The following is a 21,253-nucleotide window of genomic DNA, read 5'->3' on the forward strand; positions in this document are numbered from 1 at the left end:
GCGTGTGGGGCCTGTCGAGGTGTGGAGGTTTGGGTATGCGTGCTGTTCGCGTGCGGGGGTTCGGGGGGCCTGAGGTGCTGGAGGTCGTGGAGGTGGCGCGTCCGGAGGCCGGGGTGGGGGAGGTGGTGGTTGGGGTCGAGGCGGCTGAGGTGTTGTTCCTGGACACGCAACTGCGGTCGGGCTGGGGGCGGGAGTACTTCGCGCTCGAGCCGCCGTTCGTGCCCGGCGCAGGTGTTGCCGGCGTCGTGCGTTCGGTGGGAGCCGGTGTCGACGCGGACTGGGTCGGCAAGCGGGTGATCGCGGGCACCGGCGGAGTGGGGACGTACAACGGCGGCGGGTACGCCGAGCAGGCCGCCGTACCGGCGACTGAAGTGTTCGCGGTGCCGGACGGTGTGGAGCTCGGTGTGGCGCTGGCGGCGTTGCACGACGGGTCGACGGCACTCGCGCAGCTCGAGCGGGGCGGGGCCGTGCCCGGGGAGCGGGCGTTGGTGACGGCCGCCGCGGGTAGCCTCGGTAGCTGGCTGATCCCGTGGCTCTCAGCAACTGGTACCACGGTGGTCGCCGCCGCGCGTGGTGAGGCCAAGCTGCAGCGTGCCAAGGAACTCGGTGCCCATGAGGTGGTGGACTACTCCCAGACGGACTGGGCGGACGGGCTGGAGGTGGACGTGGTCTTCGACGGCACCGGCGGTGCGATCGGCCGGGCTGCCTACGGGATCACCAGAGCCGGCGGCCGGTTCCTCGGGTACGGCGCGGCGAGCGGCGACTTCACCGCGCCGGCCGAGGCTCGCGACGACGTGACGCTGGTCGGCATCTTCCAGCCGGATCCGGGCGAGTGGCAGGAGCTGACCCGGCGAGCGCTCGACCACCTGGCGCAGCACCGGATCGCTCCCACCGTCGGGCAAACCTTCCCGTTGTCAGAGGCAACAGCAGCGCATGCCGCCATCGAGGCTCGCCGGACGGTCGGCAAGACGCTGCTGCTGCCCTGAGGAAACGTTGGCGACAGGACGGACCGCGGTCCGGCCTAGGCGGTCGCGAGGACGGTCGGGCGGTACACGGTCAGGCCGTCGTCGTCGACAAGGGCGACCCGGACGGACTCCGGCGTGGAGTCCTCGTGCGGTACGGCGAACACCGCGGTCGCGCGGCGTCCGTCGTACCGGGCGGCATAGCTTACGAACCGCCAGCCGTCGTCGTCCCAGTAGTCGTGGATGTCGGAGCGCAGCAACCCGTCGACCGCGCGGTACGCCGGGCTGAGCAGCACGCGCCGCTGGGTTGCGACGAGTGGGGTGTGGTCGGAGGCGGTACCCGCGTACGGGTGGCTGAGCCCGATCCGCAGGCGCCGGATCGGCAGCAGCCAGTACCGGTCGAGCTCGGCGGACAAGACCGCGAACGCTGCTGCCTCGACCACCAGCACCAGCAGGCCCGTGCCCGCCGACCACCAGTTGGCAGTTGCGAAGGTCGCCGGCGCGGAAGTTGCCAGTAGCAACAAGGCCCGAGCGATGGCCCGGTTGCCGACGGGTCTCGCGGACTTCCCGGCGCAGCCGCAGGACGCCTCCGGTACGACGACCTTCGAGTAGATCAGAAAGCCGACGAAGCCGACGGACAGTGCGACGGCGGCCACAGCCCCGATCGCCCAGGAAGCCAAGAGCAGAAGGGCGATCAGGATCTCGAGGACGGCAACGGTCCGGTACGCCGTGATCGCGCGCGCCTCGCCGTCTGCGGTAACGAAGGAGAGTAGGCGGGGAAGGGCCGTGCGGGTGGCCTGGTCGGGTGAGGTCAGTTTGCCGTAGGCGGACCACGTCAGGATCAAGGCGATCAGGAGCGGCTGAGCAGCCGCGACGTGTTCCATGTCAGTTCGACGTGTAGATGGTGGCGATGTCGATCTCGTTGGTGCCGGGTCGCCAGGCGCCGATCACCTGGGCGTGCCGGCCGACCTTGAGCATCGACAGGTCCGTCACGGCGGGCGTGCTGTTGTACACGGCAGCCGTCGTACCGGGTTGCACGTGCCCGACGACCTTCTGCCCGTGATGGTCGAACTGCACGCCGCTGCGACTGATCGACGTGATCGCGACGGTCAGGTTGACGATGTTCACCCAGACCGACTCGGCGGCGAGGACTCCGTTCTGCAGCAGCACGCCGCGGGCATACAGGCCGTCGCCGATCTTCGCCTGGTCGATCGTGGCCGGGCGGAGCTTCCAGACACTGGTCCCGGAGGTCAGCTGGATCCGGTGCAGCCGGCCGTCGGATCCCTTGACCTGCAGGAGATCCCGGTTCCGGCCGGTGATCAGGCCCTCGGCGAAGTTCGGGTCCGGCTGCCCGGGGTCGGGGAACTGGGTGGCGGCCGCGAACGCGGTCTCCGGAGCGAGTGAGCCCATCGCGGTGGCGGCGATCAGTCCGGTCGCACCGAGCGCGGCCCGGCCGAGCAGCGTACGGCGGTCCATGGTGTTCGGCATCTCGGTCTCCTCTCAGGCCACGTCGATGGTCACGGGCGTCAAGCCGCTGTTCAGGCTGCCGGTGAGCGCGGTGAACGCGGCCGGCGTGAAGTCGATGATCCGGTTCGCGGCGCAGTTCCCGCCGCAGCAGGTGCGCTCTCCACAGAACAGGTCGGTCTGCGGGCCGCAGTCGGCGATCGACGTGACGATCCGCTTTCCGGTGCACAGACTGGTCGTGGCGTGTTTGAAACCGCAGGTACGCCGGGACAACCCGACCCCGCAGGTGTCCGGATGGGTGATCGCGTAGCAGGCGTCCGAGGTGTTCGGCCACGCGTGTTGCATGTTTCCCGAGTTGCAGGTGCCGCAGGCGCCGTGCCCGGCGGTTCCGCAGGGTCCCCACGCGTTCCCGCAACAGAACCATGATGCTTCGGCAGTGATTCCGGCCATGACAGACCTCCAGGTCTAGGGGCGGTAAGACCTACTGGAACTCTTTGTACTCCGATCCGGCGAAATCTCCCAGAGGTCGGCGTAGAAACGGAAACTTTTTGCCTAATGTTCGTGCGTGCTGAGCTGCTGGCCGCGAAGCAGGAACCAGGCCGCCACCGCGGTCGCGAGCAGTACGGCGGCGCCGACACCCGCGGCGATCGAAACGCCGTGCGCGAACGCCTCCCTGGCCGCATCCAGCAACTCGGCCGCGGCCGCCGACGGAAGCTGAGCGGCTGCCTCGACGGCACCGCCCAACGACTCGTGCGCCGCCGACGGCGTACCCATGGGTCCCTCGAAGTTCCGGTAGACCCCGGTGACGATCGACCCGAGCAGCGCGATCCCGAGCGCCGTACCCAGCTCGTACGCCGTCTCCGACACCGCGCTCGCCGCACCGGCCTGCTCCTTCGGTACGGCGGACAGGATCACGTCGGCCGTCACCGTGAACGAGAACCCGGCGCCCGCGCCGACGACGAGCAACGCCGCCCCGAGCAGCGGGTATCCGGTGTCCTGGCTGATCGTCGTGAGCGCCGCCAGCGCCAACCCGATCGCCGCCAGACCACCGGCCACGACCGCGCGAACGGAGAACCGCCGCGCGACCTGACCCGCGAGCAACCCGGCGACGATCGAGCCGATCGCCGCCGGCAACTCCGCCAGCCCTGCCTCGATCGGCCGCCGCTCCTGCACGAGCTGCAGGTACTGCGACAGGAAGAAGATCAGCCCGGACAACCCGAGGATCGTCAGCAGATCCGCGAGCACGGCACTACTGAAACCGCGGCTGCGGAACAGGCTCAGGTCCAGCAGCGGGATCGGCAGCCGCCGCTGACGCCGTACGAAACCGTAGAGCGCGAGCAGCCCGACAACGCCCGCGACGACCGGAGTCCACCCGAAGCCGTGCGCCGCGAACTCCTTGATCGCGTAGACGACCCCGATCATGCCGATCATCGACAACAGCACGCTGACGAGATCCCACGGACCTGCCTCCGGGTTCCGCGACTCCGGCAGCAGCCGGGCACCGACGATCACGAGGACCGCCATCACCGGCAGGTTGATCAGGAAGACCGAGCCCCACCAGAAGTTCTCCAGCAGTACGCCGCCGACGATCGGGCCGATCGCCATCCCGGCGGACGCGGCCGCGCCCCAGATGCCGATCGCGAGACTGCGCTCCCGCGGATCGTGGAACAGGTTGCGGATCAGCGCCAGCGTCGCCGGCATCAGCGTCGCGCCGGCCACCCCGAGCAGGGCCCGCGCGACGATCATCAGCTCGGCCGAGTTCGCGTAGGCGTTCAGCACCGACAGCGCGCCGAACGCGGTCGCGCCGATCAGCAGGATGCGCTTGCGGCCGATCCGGTCGCCGAGGCTGCCCATCGACACCAGCAGGCCGGCGAGCACGAACGAGTAGGCGTCACCGATCCACAGCAGCTGCGTGCCGGACGGCTTCAGGTCCTCGGACAGGAACGGCGTGGCCAGGCCGAGCACGGTGGCGTCGACCGCGACGAGCAGGACCGCGAGCACCAGCACGGCCAGCGCGAACCAGCGTGCCGAGCGGGCGCGGGTGTCTGCTTGCTGCTTCATTTCTGTTCTCTCCGTAGCGCGCCGCCGAGCAGCAGCTCGGCGATGTTCGTGGTGAAGTCCTTCGGGGCCACCCGCCCCTCGCAGATGGCCCAGGCCGCCGAGACCAGCAGCCCGTACAGCGCCTCGGTCAGCCAGACCGGGCTGAGGTCGATCCGGAACTCGCCGGTCTCCTGGCCGCGCCGGAACAGGTCCACCATTCGCGCGTCCAGCCGGGCCCAGCCCGCGTTCTGCTCGTCCCCCTCGAAGAGCTGGTTCTCGGAGTACAGGAACGCGAGCAGTCCGGCGGCGGGCTCGAGCTCGCGGACCAGGCGGCGTACGGCGTCGACGACCGGGCCTTCGTCGACCGCCGCCCGGGCCGCGGCCGCCTCGCACTCGGCGATGCCGAGCTCCTCGAGCGCCCGCACCAGCGCGTCCCGGCCGGCGAACTGCCGGTTCAGCGTGGCGCGGCTGATCCCGGCGGCCCGGGCGACCTCGTCCATGGTCGCGGTGGACTTCCGCATCAGCAGGGTCGCGGCGGCGCGCAGTACTCGTTCCCGATCAACAGCCATGAGACAATCATAGCTCAAATGAGACATTGGTGTCTCATTCTGGATCGGAGCTCGCTCTGAAGCCAGTATGCGGTATACATTTTGCGGAGAACGCGTCCGGACCGACTACACTGGGCGCGCTTGAGGAGGGGAGTATCCCTCAGCGGCAGCGTCGTCATCACGGGAGGCCTGGACGGCCGAACCGGTGCTGCCGGCCCGAATGATCGAGTTCCAGGGTCATCCGGGTGGGAGAGACCTCCGGACCACGCTGCAGTCTGCCGACGTCCGGAGGTTCGTCATGGTTTCCGACATGTCCCCGCTGGTCTGGGTGCTGACGATCGCCGGGCTGCTCGCGATCGTCGCGTTCGACCTGATCGTGATCGCCCGCCGGAACCACACCGTGACGATCAAGGACGCCACTCGCTGGGTGCTGTTCTACGTCGCTCTCGCCGGGTTGTTCGCGGCCGGGTTGTTCCTGTTCAGTCCCGGGCAGTCGGGCAGCGAGTTCGTCGCCGGGTACATCACGGAGTACAGCCTCAGCGTCGACAACCTGTTCGTGTTCGTGATCATCATGGCCCGGTTCGCCGTACCGGCGCTGGCGCAGGACAAGGTGCTGTACATCGGCATCGTGGTCTCGATGGCGCTCCGGGCGATCTTCATCCTGGCCGGCGCGGCGGCGATCTCGGCCGCGAGCTGGGTGTTCTACATCTTCGGCGCGTTCCTGGTCTACACCGCGGTCCGCCTGGTGCTCGAGGGCGAGAACGACGAGTCGGACTTCCAGGAGAACGCGGTACTGCGTGGCCTGCGCCGGGTCCTCCCGCTGGGCCATGACTACGACGGGTCCAACCTGGTCACCCGGGCCGGCGGCAAGCGGCAGCTGACGCCGCTGGTGATCGTGATCGCCGCGATCGGGATGGCGAACGTGATCTTCGCGCTGGACTCGATCCCGGCGATCTTCGGCCTCACCCAGGACGCCTACATCGTGCTGACCGCCAACGCGTTCGCGCTGATGGGACTGCGGCAGCTGTACTTCCTGATCGGCGGGCTGCTGGAGCGGATCGTGTACCTGAACGTGGGCCTGTCGGTGATCCTCGCGTTCATCGGCGTGAAGCTGATCATCGAGGCGCTGCACGGCTCGCACATCGACGACATCGGCGCGATCCACCTGCCGCATATCGGCATCCTCACGTCGCTCGGCTTCATCGTCGGCGCACTGTTCGTGACCACGGTGGTCAGCCTGCTCAAGACGTCCCGTGACAACCGCCGTGAGGCGGTCCGGGTCAAGGTCGAGGACTGACCTCCGTCGTACTGCGTACCTCCTTGAGCCGGAGGTACAACGCCGGGATCGGGAGCCAGATCAGCCCCGACGCGAGCAGTGCGCCGCGCAGCGACGTACGGCCGAGGGCGCCGAGCGGCGGGCCGCCGGCCACCTGACCGATGGCGTTCGCCTGCGACACCATCGAGAGGGCGGTGGCCCGGGAACCGGAGTCGACGTGCCGGTTCAGCCAGGCGGAATGGATCGGGCTGGTGACGGTGTCGGCGATCTGCCGCAGCCAGAGTGCCGCGATCGCCAGCCAGAGGTGACCGGCCAGCGCGAACAGGAACATGCCGAGCACGTCCAGCGCGGCGAGCGTGGCAAGGATGCCGGTGGGGTGTGAGGCCTGCAGGCGTTCCGGGGAGAACCGGTTGAGGAGCAGCGAGGCGGTCAGCGAGAGCAGGGTCCCGGCGAGCGCCAGCGCGGTGAACCAGAGCGCGGGGTCCGACGTACCGAGGACGGCCGGGAAGTGGAAGGTCAGCAGCTTCACCGACCACAGCCGGTCGAACGCCTCGCTGGCCAGGCCCGCGATCAGGCTGATCACGACCAGCGTCCGTACGACGGGACGCCGCCGGGCCGCGTCGACGCCGCTCCTGAACGTGTCGGCCAGCTGCCGGAAGGTCTCGCGGTCCTCCTTCGGGGTGGGGTGGAAGTTGTCCTCCGGCATGACCGCGGAGAGGACGAGGCCGAGCAGGATCATCCCGGCGCCGGCGATCACCATCGGCAACGGCAGGCGGACCAGGCCGAGCGCGCCGGCCGCGACCGTACCGGCGATCGTGCCGCCGAGGTAGAACTGCTGCGCGCGGACGAACACCCCGGCGGCGCGCTCGGCACCGATCTCGTCGGTGATCCACGCCTGGTCGGCGCCCGATGTGAACGTGTAGCCGACGCCCCACAGCACCTGTGCGCCGAGGATCGCGAGGAACGACGGGACCAGGGCCTGGAGCAGGAGCCCCGCCCCGATCAGCACGAAGCCGATCACGATCGAGAGCCGCCGGCTGTACAGGTCGGCGACCAGGCCGGTCGGGATCTCGAACAGGAAGCAGGCGAGCTCGAGGGTGGTCCCGACGAGGACCATCTGGAGCGGATTCAGTCCGGCGTCGCGGACGTAGTAGACGGCGCTGAGCGTGAACGCGAGTGCGAAGAAGAAGGCCCAGGCGGCGTTGTAGACGTAGTAGGTCCGCGTGGGGTCGGCAGAGCGGTAGGAAGGCACGAGAAGTTCTCCTGAAAGCGCGTGCGGGCAGGGCTGAGCGCGACCGGGAGTTACCGGCGCCGGTCAAACGCTTGCGTGGCGCACGACGGGGTGCGCTTTCAGGAATGGGTACGCATGGCGGAGAGAGTAAGCGATCACACGGCGCGTCCGCCTCCGAATTGTCCGACCCCGTTCGGTGATCAGGGGTATCATCGAAAGTGCCTGGCCCGGCCGTTCCCCCGTGATGGTCGGGTCAGGTTTTTCCGTGGCGGTCACTCTCCGGAGCTGCCACGATGCGGGGATGCTGAGCACCCCTCCCATGGACGCCTTCGGACTCGAGCTCGATCGGCTGGAGGCCACCCGGCCCGGCGACGACGAGTCGGCCGGGAACGGCAACTGGCACCTGTGGACGGCGGCCGGTGAGCACCACATCCTGCGGCGGTACCACGTGCTCCGGACCGAGGCCGATCTCGTGTTCGAAACCCGGCTGCTCGACCACCTGACGACGCGCGGGTGGACGGTGCCGGCCCGGGTGGCGGGGCCCGTGTGGCACGAGGGACGGCTGTGGGCGGTCACCCGCTTCGTGCCAGGTCGGCCGCATACAGAGGAGACAACGCAGCAGCAGCTCGAGCGAGGGGAGTTGCTGGCTCGGTTGCATGCGGAGCTCGCCGGCTTCGAGGCGAGCGCGGGGCCTCGGCCCGGGTTCTTCCAGGCGGCGGATCTGGACGCGATGGGGGAGTTCCAGGGCTGGGACCGCGGCGTGCAGCTGCTGCGCGGGCAGCGACCCGACCTCGCGGACCGGGCGGTGCGGGTGATGGAGCGGGCCAAGGCCCTCGTCGTCGAGCATGCGCTCCTCGACCTGCCGCGGACGATCGTGCACGGCGACTTCGCGAGCTGGAACGTGCACTTCGGGGACGACGGCGAGTTCTCCGGGGTGATCGACTTCGATCTGGCGCATCCGGACAGCCGGGCCTGGGAGTTCGTGATCGCGCGGGTGGATCTGGCGCCCGCGCTCGTCGACGGGTACCAGCGTGCCACGGAGCACCCGCTGAGCGACCGGGAGCTGGCTGCGATCGCTCCGTTGCAGGTTGTGCTGCAGGTGCTGATGGTGATGGCCGGTCTCTGGGACGGGCAGCGCGGCGGCCGGTTCGACGAGGCGATGATCACCCGGCACCTGTCCGCGGCCGGGTCTTGACATACGCCGTCACGGGCAGGTTGACTGCCATATAGTTAACCAAAGAAACAAATTCTGAAACGGTTCGGAGTCGGTGGCTCAGAGCGACTCCGGGCTCTGCTGAGGTGCGCCCGGATCCGATGGCTGGCCATCGGATCATTGGCGCGTCCAAGGGTTTGTAGTTGCTATTGGCAACTTCGAAGAACCCTTGTCCGCAAAGGATCTGGGCGCATCGGTCACCGTCCGGTATCGACAGCAGCCGGAACTCTTCCGCTCCCCGGTGGTTCTGTGTCATCCTCCGGGATAGCGAAACCCGAGATCCTATCGGATATCGGTTCCACTCCAGCGCGTGAGGGAAAGGAAGCGGAGTGAGCGCAACCTTCGAGGTGAAACCGGCGCCGGCTGGTTCGGCACCGCGGGCGGCGGAGACAGCCGCCCGGAAACCACCGCGAACCAGCCGCCGGACCCAGGCCGGGCGGAGTCTGCGGCGGCACTGGCAGCTCTACCTGCTGGTCGTCGTACCGCTCGCGTACTTCGTGATCTTCAAGTACATCCCGATCGCGAACGCGGTGATCGCGTTCAAGGACTACAGCCCGGTCAAGGGCCCGTGGGGCAGCCCGTGGGTCGGGTTCCGGAACTTCGAGCTGTTCTTCCAGAACCCGGTGTTCTGGACCCTGGTGAAGAACACGTTCCTGCTGTCGGTCTACACTGTGCTGGCCAGCTTCCCGATCCCGATCATCCTGGCGATCGCGCTGAACGAGATCCGCAACGGACGGTTCAAGAAGACCGTGCAGCTGGTCACGTACGCGCCGTACTTCATCTCCACCGTGGTCGTGGTCTCGATGACGATCCTGGTGCTGTCGCCGCGGCTCGGGTTCGTGAACGACGCGATCGGGCTGTTCGGCGTACCGCAGATCGACTTCCTCGGTAACCCCGACTACTTCCGGCACATCTACGTCTGGTCGGACGTCTGGCAGACGACCGGGTACTCCGCGGTGATCTACCTGGCCGCGTTGTCCGGGATCGACCCGGCGTTGCACGAGTCGGCGCGGATCGACGGGGCGAGCCGGCTGCAGCGGATCCGGCACGTCGACCTGCCGGGCATCATGCCGACCGCGGTGATCATCCTGGTGCTCGGGGTCGGCAACATCATGTCGATCGGGTTCGAGAAGGCGTTCCTGCTGCAGAACCCGCTGAACACCGCACAGTCCGAGATCATCGCCACCTACGTCTACAAGACCGGCCTGCTGAACGCCGACTTCAGCATGGCGACCGCGATCGGGCTGTTCAACTCGGTGATCAACCTCTTCCTGCTGCTCGGCGTGAACTTCGCCGCCAAGCGCATCACCGGAAACGGACTCTGGTCATGAGCACGATCGAGGAAACCCGCACCGACAAGATCTTCCTGACCGGCGTGAAGATCATGCTCTGGCTGGCGCTGATCATGGTCGCGGTGCCGCTGATCTACATCGTCGCGAACTCGTTCAGCAGCCCGTCGGCGGTGAGCGCCGGCAAAGTCCTGCTCTGGCCGATCGAGCCGTCGTTGAAGGCGTACAAGGAAGCCTTCAGTGATCCGCTGATCATGAAGGGCTACCTGAACTCGTTCATCTACGCGATCAGCGGCACCCTGATCAGCGTCACGCTGACGATCGCGATCGCGTACCCGTTGTCGCGCCGGACGTTCTTCGGCCGGAACGTGATCATGAGCGTGCTGATCTTCACGATGCTGTTCTCCGGCGGCCTGATCCCGACGTACCTCGTGGTCCAGGACCTCGGGATGCTGAACACCCGCTGGGCGATGGTGATCCCGAGCGCGATCGGCGTCTGGCAGGTGATCATCGCGCGCACGTTCTTCCGCTCGACGATCCCGGACGAGCTCTACGAGGCCGCGACCATCGACGGCGCGAGCGACCTGCGGTTCCTCTGGTCGATCGTGCTGCCGCTGTCCAAGCCGGTGATCGCGGTGATCGCGCTGATGTACGCGATCTTCCAGTGGAACAGCTACTTCGACGCTCTCATCTATCTCAAGGACCCCAGTCTGTACCCGTTGCAGATCGTGCTCCGGAACGTGCTGATCCTGAACACCCTCACCGGGTCCACCACCACGACGAGTCTGGCCCAGCAGCTCGAACAGCAACAACTGGCCAACGTCCTCAAGTACGCGCTCATCGTCATCTCGAGCCTGCCCGTACTGGTCATCTACCCGTTCGTCGCCCGCCACTTCACCAAGGGCGTGATGGTCGGCGCGGTCAAGGGCTGAAGCAGCCCACTCCAGAAGGGAAACACCGCAATGCGCTCATCCGTGAGCAAGGTCGTCGCGCTGGCAGCCGCCGGCGCGCTCGCCCTGGCCGCCTGCAGCTCGGACAAGTCGTCCAAGGGTGCGGCGAACGAGACGACGTCCGACGGCAAGGTGATCATCGACACCTTCACCCCGGCGGACCAGAGCACCAACCTGCAGACCAACGCGGTCACCAAGATCATCAGCGACAAGTTCAAGATCCAGTTCCGCTGGCAGACCACGACGTACGACGCCGGGCCGGCCAAGGAGAAGCGGCAGATCGCGCTGGCCAGCGGCGACTACCCGGATCTGTTCTTCCTCATTCCGTGGATCGACGCGTTCACCCAGGCGGAGGTGCTGAAGCTCGGCCAGCAGGGCGTCGCGGTGCCGCTCGAGGACCTGATCAAGCAGAACGCGCCGAACATCCAGAAGGTGCTGGACTCCAACAAGGAGTACAAGGAGATGGCGACCGCGCCCGACGGTCACATCTACGCGCTGCCGCAGTGGGCGGACTGCTTCCACTGCACGTATCCGGACAAGCTGTGGATCAACAGCAGCTGGCTGAAGAAGCTCGGCCTGCAGGTGCCGAAGACCACCGACGACCTGCGCAAGGTGCTCGAGGCGTTCAAGACCAAGGACCCGAACGGCAACGGCAAGGCCGACGAGATCCCGATGACCACCGACGTCCAGGACAGCAGCCTGATCGCGTATCTGATGAACGCGTTCGCGTACGACCCGGTCGGGGCGAACAACGGCGTCCGATCGCTGCTCACGCTGAACGGCGACAAGGTCGTCACGCCGGTTACCTCGGACGCGTGGAAGGAAGGCCTGAAGTACATCCACGGCCTGTACAAGGACGGGCTGATCGACCAGGCCGCGTTCACCCAGAACGCGCAGGCGCTGCAGGCGCAGGGCAACAACCCGAAGGCCGTCGTACTGGGCTCGGTGCCGGTGCTCTGGCCGGGCATCTTCGTCCAGCTGGACTCGAAGGACGGGCGGGACAAGCAGTACGACGCCGTACCGCCGCTGACCGGTCCGGAGGGCAAGAGCTACACCGGGTACAACCACCCGACCTCGACCGGGTACACGTTCATGCTGACCAACAAGGCCAGCAAGGAGGCCCAGGTCGCGGCGATCAAGATGCTCGACTGGATCTACACCGACGAGGGCCAGGAGATCACCAACATGGGTCCGGAGGGCGTCGGCTGGACCAAGCCCGCTCCCGGTGACGTCGCGCTCGACGCCAGCACCACGCCGCTGTACAAGCCGAAGCAGGACGCTCCGAAGAACATCAGCTGGGGTGCGCTCGGTCAGTACAACAACACGCTCGCTTACCGGAACGCGCAGGTCGTGCCGAAGGACATCTACACCGGTGCCGGACTGGAGCGGCGGCTGTGGGAGGCGACCAAGCAGTACGAGGGACATGTCGACAAGTCGCAGTGGTTCCCGCAGTCGTTCATGTGGCCGGATCCGAGCCTGAGCGGTGAGATCGCCACGCTGCAGACCAACCTGAACAACTACGTGAACCAGAACCAGTTGGCCTTCATCACCGGGTCGAAGAACATCGACACCGACTGGGACGCGTACGTGAAGGGGCTCGACAGCACTGGCATGCCGCGGTACCTGCAGATCAACCAGCAGGCTTACGACAAGTACAAGAGCGGTTCGAAGTAGTGTCCGACCTCCTGTGGTTCCGCAGCCCGGCGCCGGACTGGTTCGAGGCGTTGCCGCTGGGCAACGGGCACCTCGGTGCGAAGGTGTACGGCGGGGTTCCTGACGAGCGGATCGCCCTGAACCTCGACGACGTGTGGTCCGGAGACGGGCCGCGGACGTTGGCCGTCCCGGACGGGCCGGCGGTGCTGGCCGACGTACGGCGCTTGCTGCTGGACGAAGGTGATCAGCTGGCGGCGACCGAGCGGACCCGGGACCTGCAAGGGCCGTTGGTGGAGTCGTACCAGCCGCTGGCGGATCTGGTGATCTCTGCCGGACCTGGTGGCGAGGGTGCGGACTATAGGAGGAGTTTGGATCTGCGGACCGGGATCGCCGCCGTCGACTACACGGTCGACGGCGTGCGGTTCCGGCGCGAGACGTACGTGTCGACGCCGGACCAGGTGCTGGTCTGGACGATGATTGCCGACAATCCTGTTGTCGACCTTCTGGTCGGGTTGGAGAGTCAGCATCCGGTGCGTCAGTTGGTTGCTGATGGCACCTATGGGGTGGTCGGCCGGGCGCCGTCCGAGCTGACGATCGAGTACCGGCAGTCCCCGGAGCCGGTGCGGTACGAGGACGGGCGGGGGATCGGGTTCGGCGTCGCGTTGCGGGTCTTCGCCGACGGGGCGGTGACGACGTCTGCCTCGGGCGTCGAGGTTCGTGGGGCGTCGCGGGTGACGGTGGTGCTGGCGGCGGCGAGTACGTTCGCCGGGTGGTCCGTGCCGCCGGGGCGCGATCCCCGTGCGGCGTTCGATGAGGCGGTTGCCACGCTGGACTCGGTTGCGCCGGCCGCGCTGGATGCGGTTTCTGCGGTGGCCGGGCCGGATTCGGTCGCCGTCGACAAGCTTCGGGTGCGGCACGTCGAGGACCATGTGTCGCTGTACGACCGGTCGTCCTTGGAGCTGGGGCCGATTGTCGACAATCCGACTGACGAACGTCTGCAATCGATCGCGGCCGGCGGCAGCGATCCGGATCTGGTCGCGCTGGCGTTCAACCTCGGGCGGTACCTGCTGATGGCGTCATCCCGCCCCGGGACGCAGGCCGCCAACCTGCAGGGCGTCTGGAACCAGGACCTGCGCCCGATGTGGGCCGCGGACTGGACCAACAACATCAACACCCAGATGAACTACTGGCTCGCCGACCTCACCGGGCTGAGCGAGTGCTTCGAACCGCTCACCGACCTGCTCGAGGGCCTCGCGGAGTCGGGCACCGCGACGGCCCGGATCCTGTACGGCGCTCCCGGCTGGGTCGCGCACCACAACGCGGACATCTGGCGGGCGACCTGGCCCGTCGGCGAAGGCGGGGACGACCCCGTCTGGGCGATGTGCGCGACCTGCGGCGTGTGGCTGACCGCGCATCTCCTGGAACACTACCGGTTCACCGGCGATCTGGAGTTCCTGCGCGAGCGGGCGTATCCGGTGCTCGCGGGCGCGGCCGAGTTCGTCCTGGCGATGCTCGTCGAGGACCGGGACGGCGTATTGCAGTTCGTCCCGTCGACCGCGCCGGAGCATCACTTCGTGCTGCCGTCCGGCGCGAAGGCGTCGGTCGACCTGACGTCGACGTACGACATCTGGCTGACCCGCGAACTGTTCGCGAACCTGGCCGAGGCGGAGGAGGCGCTCGGGCTGGGCTCGGACCTGGCCGAGCGGGCCGCCGCCGCGCGAGACAGGTTGCCGGAGATCCGGATCACCCCGGACGGCCGGCTCCACGAGTGGCCGACCGACTGGACGCCTTCCGAGGTCCACCACCGCCACCAGTCACACCTGTACGGCCTCTACCCGGGTGCCGAGATCGACCTGGAACGTACGCCGGAGTGGGCCGCGGCGGCACGTGCTTCGCTCGAGCGGCGTACCGACGGTGCTGTGAACGGCGGGTGGACCGCCGCCTGGTTGGTGGCGTTGTGGGCGCGGCTGCACGAGCCGTCGAAGGCGGTCGCCGTCATCCAGGACTACCTGACCCGGCTGGTGTCGGGGAACCTGATGTCGCGGGACGGCGACATCTTCCAGATCGACGCGAACTTCGGGATGACGGGGTGCATACCGGAGCTGCTGCTGCAGAGCCACACCGACGTGATCCGGGTACTACCCGCACTGCCGGCCGAGTGGCCCGACGGCTCGTTCCGCGGCCTGCGGGCACGCGGCGGCCTGGTGTTCGACGTCTCCTGGCGCAACGGCCAGCTGACCGAGGCCGTCGTACGGGCGACGTCGTCCGGCACCTATCGCATCGCGCTGCCGGACGGAGAACGGACCGTCGAGCTGACAGCCGGTCAGCTGGTGGACCTGGTTAGGTGACCCTAACTAGTCTTGTTGTAGGGTCAACCTCTGTGAAGAAACTGATCGGGATTGTCGCCGCGTCCGCCGTACTGGCGCTGGCCGGATGTGGCGGCGGGGACACCAAGAGTGCGGACACCGGCGTCGGTGACAAGGAAGTGGCGACCGGCGGGCGGCTGTTCAAGACCGCCGACGCGGAGACCGCGAAACTCGGCTCGGACGCCGCGCCGGGTGTGTTCCCGCGGACCGTGAAGGACGCGCTGGGCCCGGTGCAGCTCGCGAAGAAGCCGGAGCGGATCGTCGTGCTCGACAGCGGCGAACTCGACGACGTGCTCGCGCTCGGTATCACCCCGGTCGGGATGGCCACGACGGCCGGGCAGAACGGCGTACCGTCGTACCTCGCCGACAAGGCGCAGGGGATCAAGACGGTCGGTGGGATCAGCGAGCTGAACCTGGAGGCGATCGCGGCGCTGAAGCCGGACCTGATCCTCGGCAGCAAGCTGCGGGCCAAGGACCTGTACGACAAGCTCAGCGCGATCGCGCCGACCGTGTTCAGCATCCGCCCCGGGTTCCCGTGGAAGGAGAACTTCCTGCTGGTCGCTGACGCGGTCGGCGAGGAGACCAAGGCGACGTCGATCCTGAACGGCTACCAGGCCCGCGCGAACGACGTGAAGAAGAAGGTCGAGGGTACGCCGACGATCTCGCTGGTCCGGTTCCGTCCTGGGGAGATCCGGCTGTACGGGAACCTGTCGTTCATCGGCGTGATCCTGAAGGACGTCGGCCTGCCGCGCCCGAAGCTCCAGGACGTCCAGGATCTGGCCGTCGAGGTCTCCCAGGAGAACATCGGCAAGGCCGACGGCGACCGGATCTTCTACTCCAGCTACGGCAAGCCGGACACCACCGACGAGTCGAAGGTTGTCAACGGCAACCTCTGGAAGTCACTGCCGGCCGTCAAGGCGGGCAAGGCGCAGCGCGTCGACGACGAGGTCTGGTTCCTCGGCCTCGGCCCGATCGGCGCCATGAACGTGCTCTCCGACCTGGAAAAACTCCTGGGCCCCAAGGGCTGATCCTCGCCTCGATACCATGCGACGCATGGCCATCAAACTTGAGAACGTCGGCATCGCCGTTCGCGACCTCGAAGGAGCGATCGCCTTCTTCACGGACCTCGGTCTGACGGTCGTCGGCCGTGACACGGTCAGTGGTGAGTGGACCGACACCGCCGTCGGGCTCGATGGCAACCACGCCAACATCGCGATGCTCCAGACGCCCGACGGTCACGGTCGCCTCGAACTCTTCGAGTACATCCACCCGGAGGCGATCGAGTCGAAGCCCACGCGTCCCAACGAGATCGGCATGCACCGCGTCGCCTTCTCGGTCGACGACCTGGACAAGGCGCTCGAGACAGCGGCGAGGCACGGTTGCCGTCCGCTTCGTGGGGTGGCGACCTATGAGGACGTCTACAAGCTGACGTACGTCCGCGGTCCTAGCGGCATCATCGTGATGCTCGCCGAGGAAGTGAAGAAGAAGTGACGGCTGTCCTGCTGCTCCAGCCGGCTGCCGGTCGTACCACCGTGGCTGCTCAGGACAACGGCAGTAGGTCTCGTTCGGCGAAGACCTTCTTCGCCACGGTGATCGCGTTGATCGCGCGTGGGAAGCCGGCGTAGCCGGCCGTGTGGATGAAGGTCTCGACGATCTGTTCGGGGGTGAGGCCAACGTTGAGAGAAGTGCGCACGTGGACCTCCAGTTCGGGTTCGCAGCCGCCCAGGGACGCGAGGATGCCGAGCGTGACGAGCTGACGCTGCCTGGGTTCGAGCGCCGGCCGGGAGTAGAGGTCACCGAAGCCGAACGCGACGATGTGGTGCGCGAGCGCCGGCGCGATGTCGCGGAGGCTGTCCATGACCGCGGGGGCGCCGCCACCGTCGATGCCGTTCAGGACCTCCAGGCCGCGCTCGTACCGAGCCTGTTCCGCCGGGCTGTTGATGTCAGGAGCTGCCATACCCGCGACGCTAACGCGGCAGCGGGTCGGAAACCTCCAGCGGCGGTCCGGCGAGCTCGATCCAGCAGGCGTGCCCGAGGGCCGCGAGTTCCTCCGGGTCGACCGGCCGGGACAATTTGCCGGCCTTCGGACGGGGGATGAGGAGCTCCATCACGGTCAGCGCGCCGTTCGTCGCGGCGGTATCGGCCTTGACGAGAGCCCAGCCGGTGGTCAGGGTCGGATGCTTCGCGCCCTCGCCTGCCTGGACCGCGAAGGGTTTCATCGATCAGTCCTCCACCCGGCCGCGGTTCGTGACCGGGACGTTCGGCGCACAGCGGGCGACCGCGGTGGCGAGTTCGTCGTACGGGAGCGTGCGTCCGAGGATCTCGTGGGTGCCGGGCCACGGGCAGGACGGGCCCCAGGCCCTGGTGCTGCGGGGGAGGGCGTCCTCGTCGAGCAGCATCACGACCAGCCGTGGCTCCCAGATTTCCTCGCCGGCGTCGTCGACCTCGTGGCGTTCCACCCGGCACACGCCACGGATCTCGCCCCACGGGATCGTCCGGGGCTGATCGCCGCCGAGCCGGATCCCGGCGTCGTCGACCGTCAGCAGTACGTCGTCGGCGTCCTGCTCGCGGCGTTCCTCGAGGGCGGTGATCGCGCCGACCAGCAGCAGTACGGGCAGGCCGACCGCGAAGATCAGCGGCGTACCGCCCCAGCCGAGCCAGAACGCCTCGAGCGGCCCGCGGACCGAGGCCCCGCGGATCGTCTGCACCACGACGATCCCGAGCGTCAGCAGGACCAGCACGCCGAACACCGCGGTGCCGAGCGCGAGCGCGGTCTTCGTCGTACCCAGGCCGTGGCGTCTGACCACGAACGGCTCGCTGATCGGCATACCGGCATTGTGGGTGAGCTCACCCGAAGGCACCAGACCCCTCACGGAATCCTCATCATTCCGGTGGCCGGGTGATCGTCCGTACGGATGAAATCGCCGTACCTGACGGGGCACGGGCTTTGGTCCGGCCCGGCTGTCCGCAACAATCGCAGGCATGCCGGACCGCCAGACCGCCGTCGCCACCCGTACGCGACCGCCGACGCGCACAGCAGCGCGCCGGCGGAAGAAGACCGGTGGCACGTGGCGCCGCGGCTGGGTGATCGCCGTGCTGGCGATTCTCGCCGGCCTGGTCCTGATCTTCCACCGCAGCGTGCCGAACTCGGTCGGCAACCTCGGCAGCCTGCTGGACACGTTCCTGCCCTGGGTCGGCGTCGCCGTACCCGTGCTGGGCGTCGCGGCGCTGGTCCGCCGGTCCGCGACCGCCGGCGTCGCGCTGTTGCTGCCGGCGGTGATCTGGGGGCTGATGTTCGGCCACCTGTTGCTGCCGGGGAAGGTGAACGGCGGCGCGTACGACCTCCGGGTGCTGACGCACAACGTGGACGCGGCGAACCCGGATCCGAAGCAGACCGCGAAGGACCTGCTCGGCGCGGACGCGGACGTGGTCGCGCTGGAGGAGCTCACCCCGGCGGACCTGAAGATCTACAAGGCGTCGTTCGCGAAGACGTATCCGTACGAGGTGACCCGGGACACGGTCGCCCTGTGGTCGAAGTACCCGGTGGTCGAGACGAAGTCGGTCGACGTCGGGTTCGCGTGGACGCGTGCCTTGCGCGCCGAGGTCCGGACCACGAAGGGGACGGTCGCGGTGTACGTCGCGCACCTGGCCTCGGTCCGGGTCGGGACCAGCGGGTTCACGTCCGACCAGCGCAACGAGACGATCAAGGAGCTCGGGCAGCAGATCGCGGCGGACAAGTCGTCCGCGGTGATCGTGATGGGCGACTTCAACGGGACGGTCAACGACCGGAGCCTCGCCCCGCTGACCGTCGGGCTGCGGTCGGCGCAGGGCGCGGCCGGGACCGGGTTCGGGTTCACCTGGCCGTCGGCGTTCCCGATGGCGCGGATCGACCACATCCTGGTCCGCGGCATCACCCCGACCAAGGCCTGGGTGATGAGCCCGACCGGCAGCGACCACCGCCCGGTCGTCGCCGAGCTACGCCTCTGAGACGATGCCTTTCCGGTACGCGTAACGGACGGCCTCGGCGCGGTGCCGGGCGCCGATCTTGGCGAAGGTGTTGTTGATGTGGGTCTTCACGGTGGCCTCGCTGATGAACAGTTCGCCGGCGATCTCCGGGTTGCTGAGGCCGCGGGCGATCAGCTTCAGCACTTCGGTCTCGCGTGCGGTGAGGCCGTCGTTGCCGGCATCACCCGTCGGCGTGAGCCCGGCGATCAGCCGCTTGGAGACCTCGGGGTCGAACGTCGACTGACCGGCCGCGGTCGACCGCAGCGCGGCGCCGATCTCGGCGCGGCCGGCGTCCTTGGTCAGGTAGCCGCGGGCGCCGGCCCGGAGCGCGTTCGCGATCGAGGCGTCGTCGGCGTACGTCGTCAGCACCAGTACGGCGACGCCCGGGTGGTCGGCGGTGATCCGCGCGGTCGCCTGGATCCCGTCCAGCACCGGCATCCGCAGGTCCATCAGCACGACGTCCACGTTGCCCCGGGCAACCAGATCGACGGCCTCGACGCCGTTCGCGGCGGCCCCCGCGACCTGGACGCCGTCGATCAGCCCGAGCAGTGCGACCAGGCCTTCCCGGACCACCTGCTGGTCGTCCGCCACCACGACCCGGATCACGTCACTCAACCTCCGCCACCACCAACCAGTCGTCCCCGTCCGCACCGGCGGTCAGTGTCCCACCCACCAGCGCGAGTCGCTCCCGCATCCCGGCCAGCCCGAAACCCTCGCCGGAGGTGACCCCTTTGTTCCGCACCGACACGCGTACGCCGTCGTCGTAGACAAGCCGAATGTCAACAATCCGACCGGGTGCATGTTTGGCCGCGTTCGTCAGCGCCTCGCGGACCGCGCCGAGCAAGGCGACCGTGACGCCGGACTCGAGCCTCTTGTGACCGCTGACCGTCAGTCGCACGGCAGTGCCGTGGTCCTTCTCGTGCTGCTCCGCGAGCGCAGCCAACGCAGCCGGCAGCTCCGGCACCTCATCCGCCCGCAGCGCGGCCACCGCGCTCCGCGCCTCGGTCAGCCCCTGGACCGCGAGCTTGCGCGAACGACGTACCCGTTCGAGCGCCCCCTCCGTGTCGGACCGCTCCGCCAGCAACGCCTCGGCCACCTCCAACTGGACGCTCAGTGCGCCCAGCGAATGCGCCAGTACGTCGTGCAGGTCGCGGGCGATCCGCCCGCGTTCCTCGAGTGCCGCGGCGCGGGCATGCTCGCTCTGCGCCAGCTGGGTCTGCTCCAGCAGTTGCTCGGTCTGCCGCGCCTGCGACTCGTACTGCCGCCGGTTCAGCCCGAACGCGGTCAGCACCGCCGCCCACAGGAGCTGCGTGAAGTACCAGCTGTCCGACTGGTCGAACAGCCACGCCGACACCGCGTACGCGGCCGCGACGCCGAGGCCGGCGGCGATGATCGGGCGGTTGCCGTGCCGTTTGAAGTCGATCACGGCGATGTCGGTGATCGCCACCAGTACCAGGACCAACGCGTTCGACTGTGGATACCCCGCGATCACCGCATTGCAGACCGCGACGGCGGCCAGCAGCCCGAACGCGACGTACGGCCGGCTCGCCATCAGCATCGAACCGACCAGGAAGACACAGAACGTCACACCGAGGACAGCCCAGACCCAGGCGTCCGCGGGACGTGCTGTCACCAGTACGGCGATCGCTACGCCGGCTGTGAGCACGCGGCCGATCCATCCGGCCTCACCGTGCGGACGGGGCGGCAGCAGCGCCTTCAGCTTCACTGGTTGCTGTACTCCTCAGCAGTGTGGCCGGCCTTGCTCTGGATGATCATCGACTGCGTCAGCAGGTTCGCGCCCATCGAGAGCATCAGTGCACCGCCGCCGGCCGACGGTACGCCGGCCAGGTGCCCTACGCCCGCCAGGCCGAGCCGGACGACCAGATAGGCCACCATGATGCCGAGTCCGGGCACACCGAGCCGGTAGAACACCTTCCCGGCGCGTCGTTCGACTTGGGCGACCCGCCCGGTCGCGACACCGGCGACGAGTGCGAGCGCGGCACCGACCACCAGCAGCGTCACACCGGTGACGCCCAGCGGCACGTGCTTGTTGTACAGCTGGTAAACCCCGACGCCGATCAGGACCAGCGGCCCGCGCCAGACGTCGGTGTCGGAGTTCTCCAGCTCGGACCACGACAGGCGCCGGGCGAGGACGGCGACCACGACGGCGATCACGATGAGTGCGTTGGGCAACGTTCCGAGGCTCATGTCACGGACGGTAGGCCGGGCCTGCCCTCGGTGAGGACCGACCAGGGG

Annotated in this window: 22 protein-coding genes; 10 read left to right on the plus strand and 12 right to left on the minus strand. The window is 68.2% G+C overall.

Going from position 1 to position 21,253, the window contains the following annotated elements:
* Positions 1-35: 35 nt before the first annotated feature.
* Entirely contained in the window at positions 36-986 is a 951-nt protein-coding gene (locus AB0M51_RS01170; RefSeq protein WP_363747610.1) for a zinc-binding dehydrogenase, read from the plus strand.
* Between the two features lie 35 nt (positions 987-1,021).
* Here AB0M51_RS01170 and AB0M51_RS01175 read toward each other — a convergent pair whose 3' ends face one another.
* From AB0M51_RS01175 to AB0M51_RS01195, 5 genes are all read right to left on the minus strand, one after another.
* Positions 1,022-1,846: a MauE/DoxX family redox-associated membrane protein gene (locus AB0M51_RS01175; protein ID WP_344190189.1), complete on the minus strand. Its 825-nt coding sequence runs from the start codon at positions 1,844-1,846 to the stop codon at positions 1,022-1,024.
* A gap of 1 nt (position 1,847) precedes the next feature.
* Positions 1,848-2,450 carry a cell wall protein gene (locus AB0M51_RS01180; RefSeq protein WP_344190187.1) on the minus strand — a complete coding sequence of 201 codons (603 nt, stop codon included), beginning with the start codon at positions 2,448-2,450 and terminating at the stop codon, positions 1,848-1,850.
* Between the two features lie 12 nt (positions 2,451-2,462).
* Positions 2,463-2,771, minus strand: coding sequence for a hypothetical protein (locus AB0M51_RS01185; RefSeq protein WP_344190185.1), 309 nt, complete (start codon positions 2,769-2,771; stop codon positions 2,463-2,465).
* Positions 2,772-2,978: 207 nt separating this feature from the next.
* Positions 2,979-4,487 (minus strand): MFS transporter, encoded by a 1,509-nt coding sequence (locus tag AB0M51_RS01190; RefSeq protein ID WP_344190183.1) that lies wholly within the window; start codon positions 4,485-4,487, stop codon positions 2,979-2,981.
* Positions 4,484-5,035 (minus strand): helix-turn-helix domain-containing protein, encoded by a 552-nt coding sequence (locus tag AB0M51_RS01195; RefSeq protein ID WP_344190181.1) that lies wholly within the window; start codon positions 5,033-5,035, stop codon positions 4,484-4,486. The genes AB0M51_RS01190 and AB0M51_RS01195 overlap by 4 nt, the downstream gene beginning before the upstream one ends.
* A 289-nt stretch (positions 5,036-5,324) precedes the next feature.
* Here AB0M51_RS01195 and AB0M51_RS01200 point away from each other — a divergent pair, with 289 nt between their 5' ends.
* On the plus strand, positions 5,325-6,311 hold the full coding sequence (locus AB0M51_RS01200) for a TerC/Alx family metal homeostasis membrane protein (protein ID WP_344190179.1): 987 nt from the start codon (positions 5,325-5,327) through the stop codon (positions 6,309-6,311).
* Here AB0M51_RS01200 and AB0M51_RS01205 read toward each other — a convergent pair.
* Complete coding sequence (locus tag AB0M51_RS01205) at positions 6,295-7,542, minus strand: MFS transporter (protein ID WP_363747614.1); 1,248 nt, start codon at positions 7,540-7,542, stop codon at positions 6,295-6,297. The genes AB0M51_RS01200 and AB0M51_RS01205 overlap by 17 nt on opposite strands.
* Positions 7,543-7,822: 280 nt before the next feature.
* Here AB0M51_RS01205 and AB0M51_RS01210 point away from each other — a divergent pair, with 280 nt between their 5' ends.
* The 7 genes from AB0M51_RS01210 (at position 7,823) to AB0M51_RS01240 (ending at position 16,483) form a co-directional block, all read left to right on the plus strand.
* Positions 7,823-8,716, plus strand: coding sequence for a phosphotransferase (locus tag AB0M51_RS01210; RefSeq protein WP_344190177.1), 894 nt, complete (start codon positions 7,823-7,825; stop codon positions 8,714-8,716).
* Positions 8,717-9,063: 347 nt separating this feature from the next.
* Positions 9,064-10,065: an ABC transporter permease subunit gene (locus AB0M51_RS01215; protein ID WP_344190175.1), complete on the plus strand. Its 1,002-nt coding sequence runs from the start codon at positions 9,064-9,066 to the stop codon at positions 10,063-10,065.
* A complete protein-coding gene (locus AB0M51_RS01220) occupies positions 10,062-10,955 on the plus strand; it encodes a carbohydrate ABC transporter permease (protein WP_344190173.1) in 894 nt (297 codons plus the stop codon). Before AB0M51_RS01215 ends, AB0M51_RS01220 begins: the two co-directional genes overlap by 4 nt.
* Before the next feature lie 30 nt (positions 10,956-10,985).
* Positions 10,986-12,647 (plus strand): ABC transporter substrate-binding protein, encoded by a 1,662-nt coding sequence (locus AB0M51_RS01225; protein ID WP_344190171.1) that lies wholly within the window; start codon positions 10,986-10,988, stop codon positions 12,645-12,647.
* On the plus strand, positions 12,647-14,974 hold the full coding sequence (locus AB0M51_RS01230; RefSeq protein WP_344190169.1) for a glycoside hydrolase family 95 protein: 2,328 nt from the start codon (positions 12,647-12,649) through the stop codon (positions 14,972-14,974). The genes AB0M51_RS01225 and AB0M51_RS01230 overlap by 1 nt, the downstream gene beginning before the upstream one ends.
* Before the next feature lie 32 nt (positions 14,975-15,006).
* Positions 15,007-16,020 (plus strand): iron-siderophore ABC transporter substrate-binding protein, encoded by a 1,014-nt coding sequence (locus tag AB0M51_RS01235; RefSeq protein WP_344190167.1) that lies wholly within the window; start codon positions 15,007-15,009, stop codon positions 16,018-16,020.
* A gap of 25 nt (positions 16,021-16,045) precedes the next feature.
* Positions 16,046-16,483 carry a VOC family protein gene (locus tag AB0M51_RS01240; protein WP_344190165.1) on the plus strand — a complete coding sequence of 146 codons (438 nt, stop codon included), beginning with the start codon at positions 16,046-16,048 and terminating at the stop codon, positions 16,481-16,483.
* A 49-nt stretch (positions 16,484-16,532) separates the two neighbouring features.
* On the opposite strand, the gene AB0M51_RS01245 is transcribed toward AB0M51_RS01240, so the two are convergent.
* Genes AB0M51_RS01245 through AB0M51_RS01255 form a run of 3 tightly spaced genes read right to left on the minus strand, consistent with a single transcriptional unit; the run spans position 16,533 to position 17,820 of the window.
* The gene (locus AB0M51_RS01245) at positions 16,533-16,949 is read right to left on the minus strand and encodes a carboxymuconolactone decarboxylase family protein (RefSeq protein ID WP_344190163.1); all 417 of its coding nucleotides are present in this window, start codon (positions 16,947-16,949) and stop codon (positions 16,533-16,535) included.
* Between the two features lie 10 nt (positions 16,950-16,959).
* Positions 16,960-17,211 carry a hypothetical protein gene (locus tag AB0M51_RS01250; RefSeq protein ID WP_363747618.1) on the minus strand — a complete coding sequence of 84 codons (252 nt, stop codon included), beginning with the start codon at positions 17,209-17,211 and terminating at the stop codon, positions 16,960-16,962.
* A gap of 3 nt (positions 17,212-17,214) precedes the next feature.
* The gene (locus AB0M51_RS01255; protein ID WP_344190161.1) at positions 17,215-17,820 is read right to left on the minus strand and encodes a hypothetical protein; all 606 of its coding nucleotides are present in this window, start codon (positions 17,818-17,820) and stop codon (positions 17,215-17,217) included.
* A gap of 154 nt (positions 17,821-17,974) precedes the next feature.
* On the opposite strand from AB0M51_RS01255, the gene AB0M51_RS01260 reads away from it, so the two are divergent.
* Positions 17,975-18,979, plus strand: coding sequence for an endonuclease/exonuclease/phosphatase family protein (locus AB0M51_RS01260; RefSeq protein ID WP_344190159.1), 1,005 nt, complete (start codon positions 17,975-17,977; stop codon positions 18,977-18,979).
* On the opposite strand, the gene AB0M51_RS01265 is transcribed toward AB0M51_RS01260, so the two are convergent.
* The 3 genes from AB0M51_RS01265 to AB0M51_RS01275 are packed head-to-tail and all read right to left on the minus strand — an operon-like array spanning position 18,968 to position 21,205.
* A complete protein-coding gene (locus AB0M51_RS01265) occupies positions 18,968-19,603 on the minus strand; it encodes a response regulator transcription factor (RefSeq protein WP_344191210.1) in 636 nt (211 codons plus the stop codon). The two genes, AB0M51_RS01260 and AB0M51_RS01265, sit on opposite strands and share 12 nt — an antisense overlap.
* Position 19,604: 1 nt before the next feature.
* Complete coding sequence (locus tag AB0M51_RS01270; RefSeq protein ID WP_344190157.1) at positions 19,605-20,723, minus strand: histidine kinase; 1,119 nt, start codon at positions 20,721-20,723, stop codon at positions 19,605-19,607.
* Positions 20,720-21,205: a hypothetical protein gene (locus AB0M51_RS01275; RefSeq protein WP_344190155.1), complete on the minus strand. Its 486-nt coding sequence runs from the start codon at positions 21,203-21,205 to the stop codon at positions 20,720-20,722. The genes AB0M51_RS01270 and AB0M51_RS01275 overlap by 4 nt, the downstream gene beginning before the upstream one ends.
* Positions 21,206-21,253 lie beyond the last annotated feature (48 nt).

This window comes from Kribbella sp. NPDC051137 (assembly GCF_040682535.1).
Lineage (GTDB): Bacteria > Actinomycetota > Actinomycetes > Propionibacteriales > Kribbellaceae > Kribbella > Kribbella karoonensis.

Bases quoted from the DNA above. Each gene is read 5' to 3' on its own strand.
- AB0M51_RS01170 (WP_363747610.1), top strand. From the start codon at position 36: ATGCGTGCTGTTCGCGTGCGGGGGTTCGGGGGGCCTGAGGTGCTGGAG.
- AB0M51_RS01175 (WP_344190189.1), bottom strand. From the start codon at position 1,846: ATGGAACACGTCGCGGCTGCTCAGCCGCTCCTGATCGCCTTGATCCTG.
- AB0M51_RS01180 (WP_344190187.1), bottom strand. From the start codon at position 2,450: ATGCCGAACACCATGGACCGCCGTACGCTGCTCGGCCGGGCCGCGCTC.
- AB0M51_RS01185 (WP_344190185.1), bottom strand. From the start codon at position 2,771: ATGCAACACGCGTGGCCGAACACCTCGGACGCCTGCTACGCGATCACC.
- AB0M51_RS01190 (WP_344190183.1), bottom strand. From the start codon at position 4,487: ATGAAGCAGCAAGCAGACACCCGCGCCCGCTCGGCACGCTGGTTCGCG.
- AB0M51_RS01195 (WP_344190181.1), bottom strand. From the start codon at position 5,035: ATGGCTGTTGATCGGGAACGAGTACTGCGCGCCGCCGCGACCCTGCTG.
- AB0M51_RS01200 (WP_344190179.1), top strand. From the start codon at position 5,325: ATGTCCCCGCTGGTCTGGGTGCTGACGATCGCCGGGCTGCTCGCGATC.
- AB0M51_RS01210 (WP_344190177.1), top strand. From the start codon at position 7,823: ATGCTGAGCACCCCTCCCATGGACGCCTTCGGACTCGAGCTCGATCGG.
- AB0M51_RS01220 (WP_344190173.1), top strand. From the start codon at position 10,062: ATGAGCACGATCGAGGAAACCCGCACCGACAAGATCTTCCTGACCGGC.
- AB0M51_RS01225 (WP_344190171.1), top strand. From the start codon at position 10,986: ATGCGCTCATCCGTGAGCAAGGTCGTCGCGCTGGCAGCCGCCGGCGCG.
- AB0M51_RS01240 (WP_344190165.1), top strand. From the start codon at position 16,046: ATGGCCATCAAACTTGAGAACGTCGGCATCGCCGTTCGCGACCTCGAA.
- AB0M51_RS01245 (WP_344190163.1), bottom strand. From the start codon at position 16,949: ATGGCAGCTCCTGACATCAACAGCCCGGCGGAACAGGCTCGGTACGAG.
- AB0M51_RS01250 (WP_363747618.1), bottom strand. From the start codon at position 17,211: ATGAAACCCTTCGCGGTCCAGGCAGGCGAGGGCGCGAAGCATCCGACC.
- AB0M51_RS01255 (WP_344190161.1), bottom strand. From the start codon at position 17,820: ATGCCGATCAGCGAGCCGTTCGTGGTCAGACGCCACGGCCTGGGTACG.
- AB0M51_RS01260 (WP_344190159.1), top strand. From the start codon at position 17,975: ATGCCGGACCGCCAGACCGCCGTCGCCACCCGTACGCGACCGCCGACG.
- AB0M51_RS01275 (WP_344190155.1), bottom strand. From the start codon at position 21,205: ATGAGCCTCGGAACGTTGCCCAACGCACTCATCGTGATCGCCGTCGTG.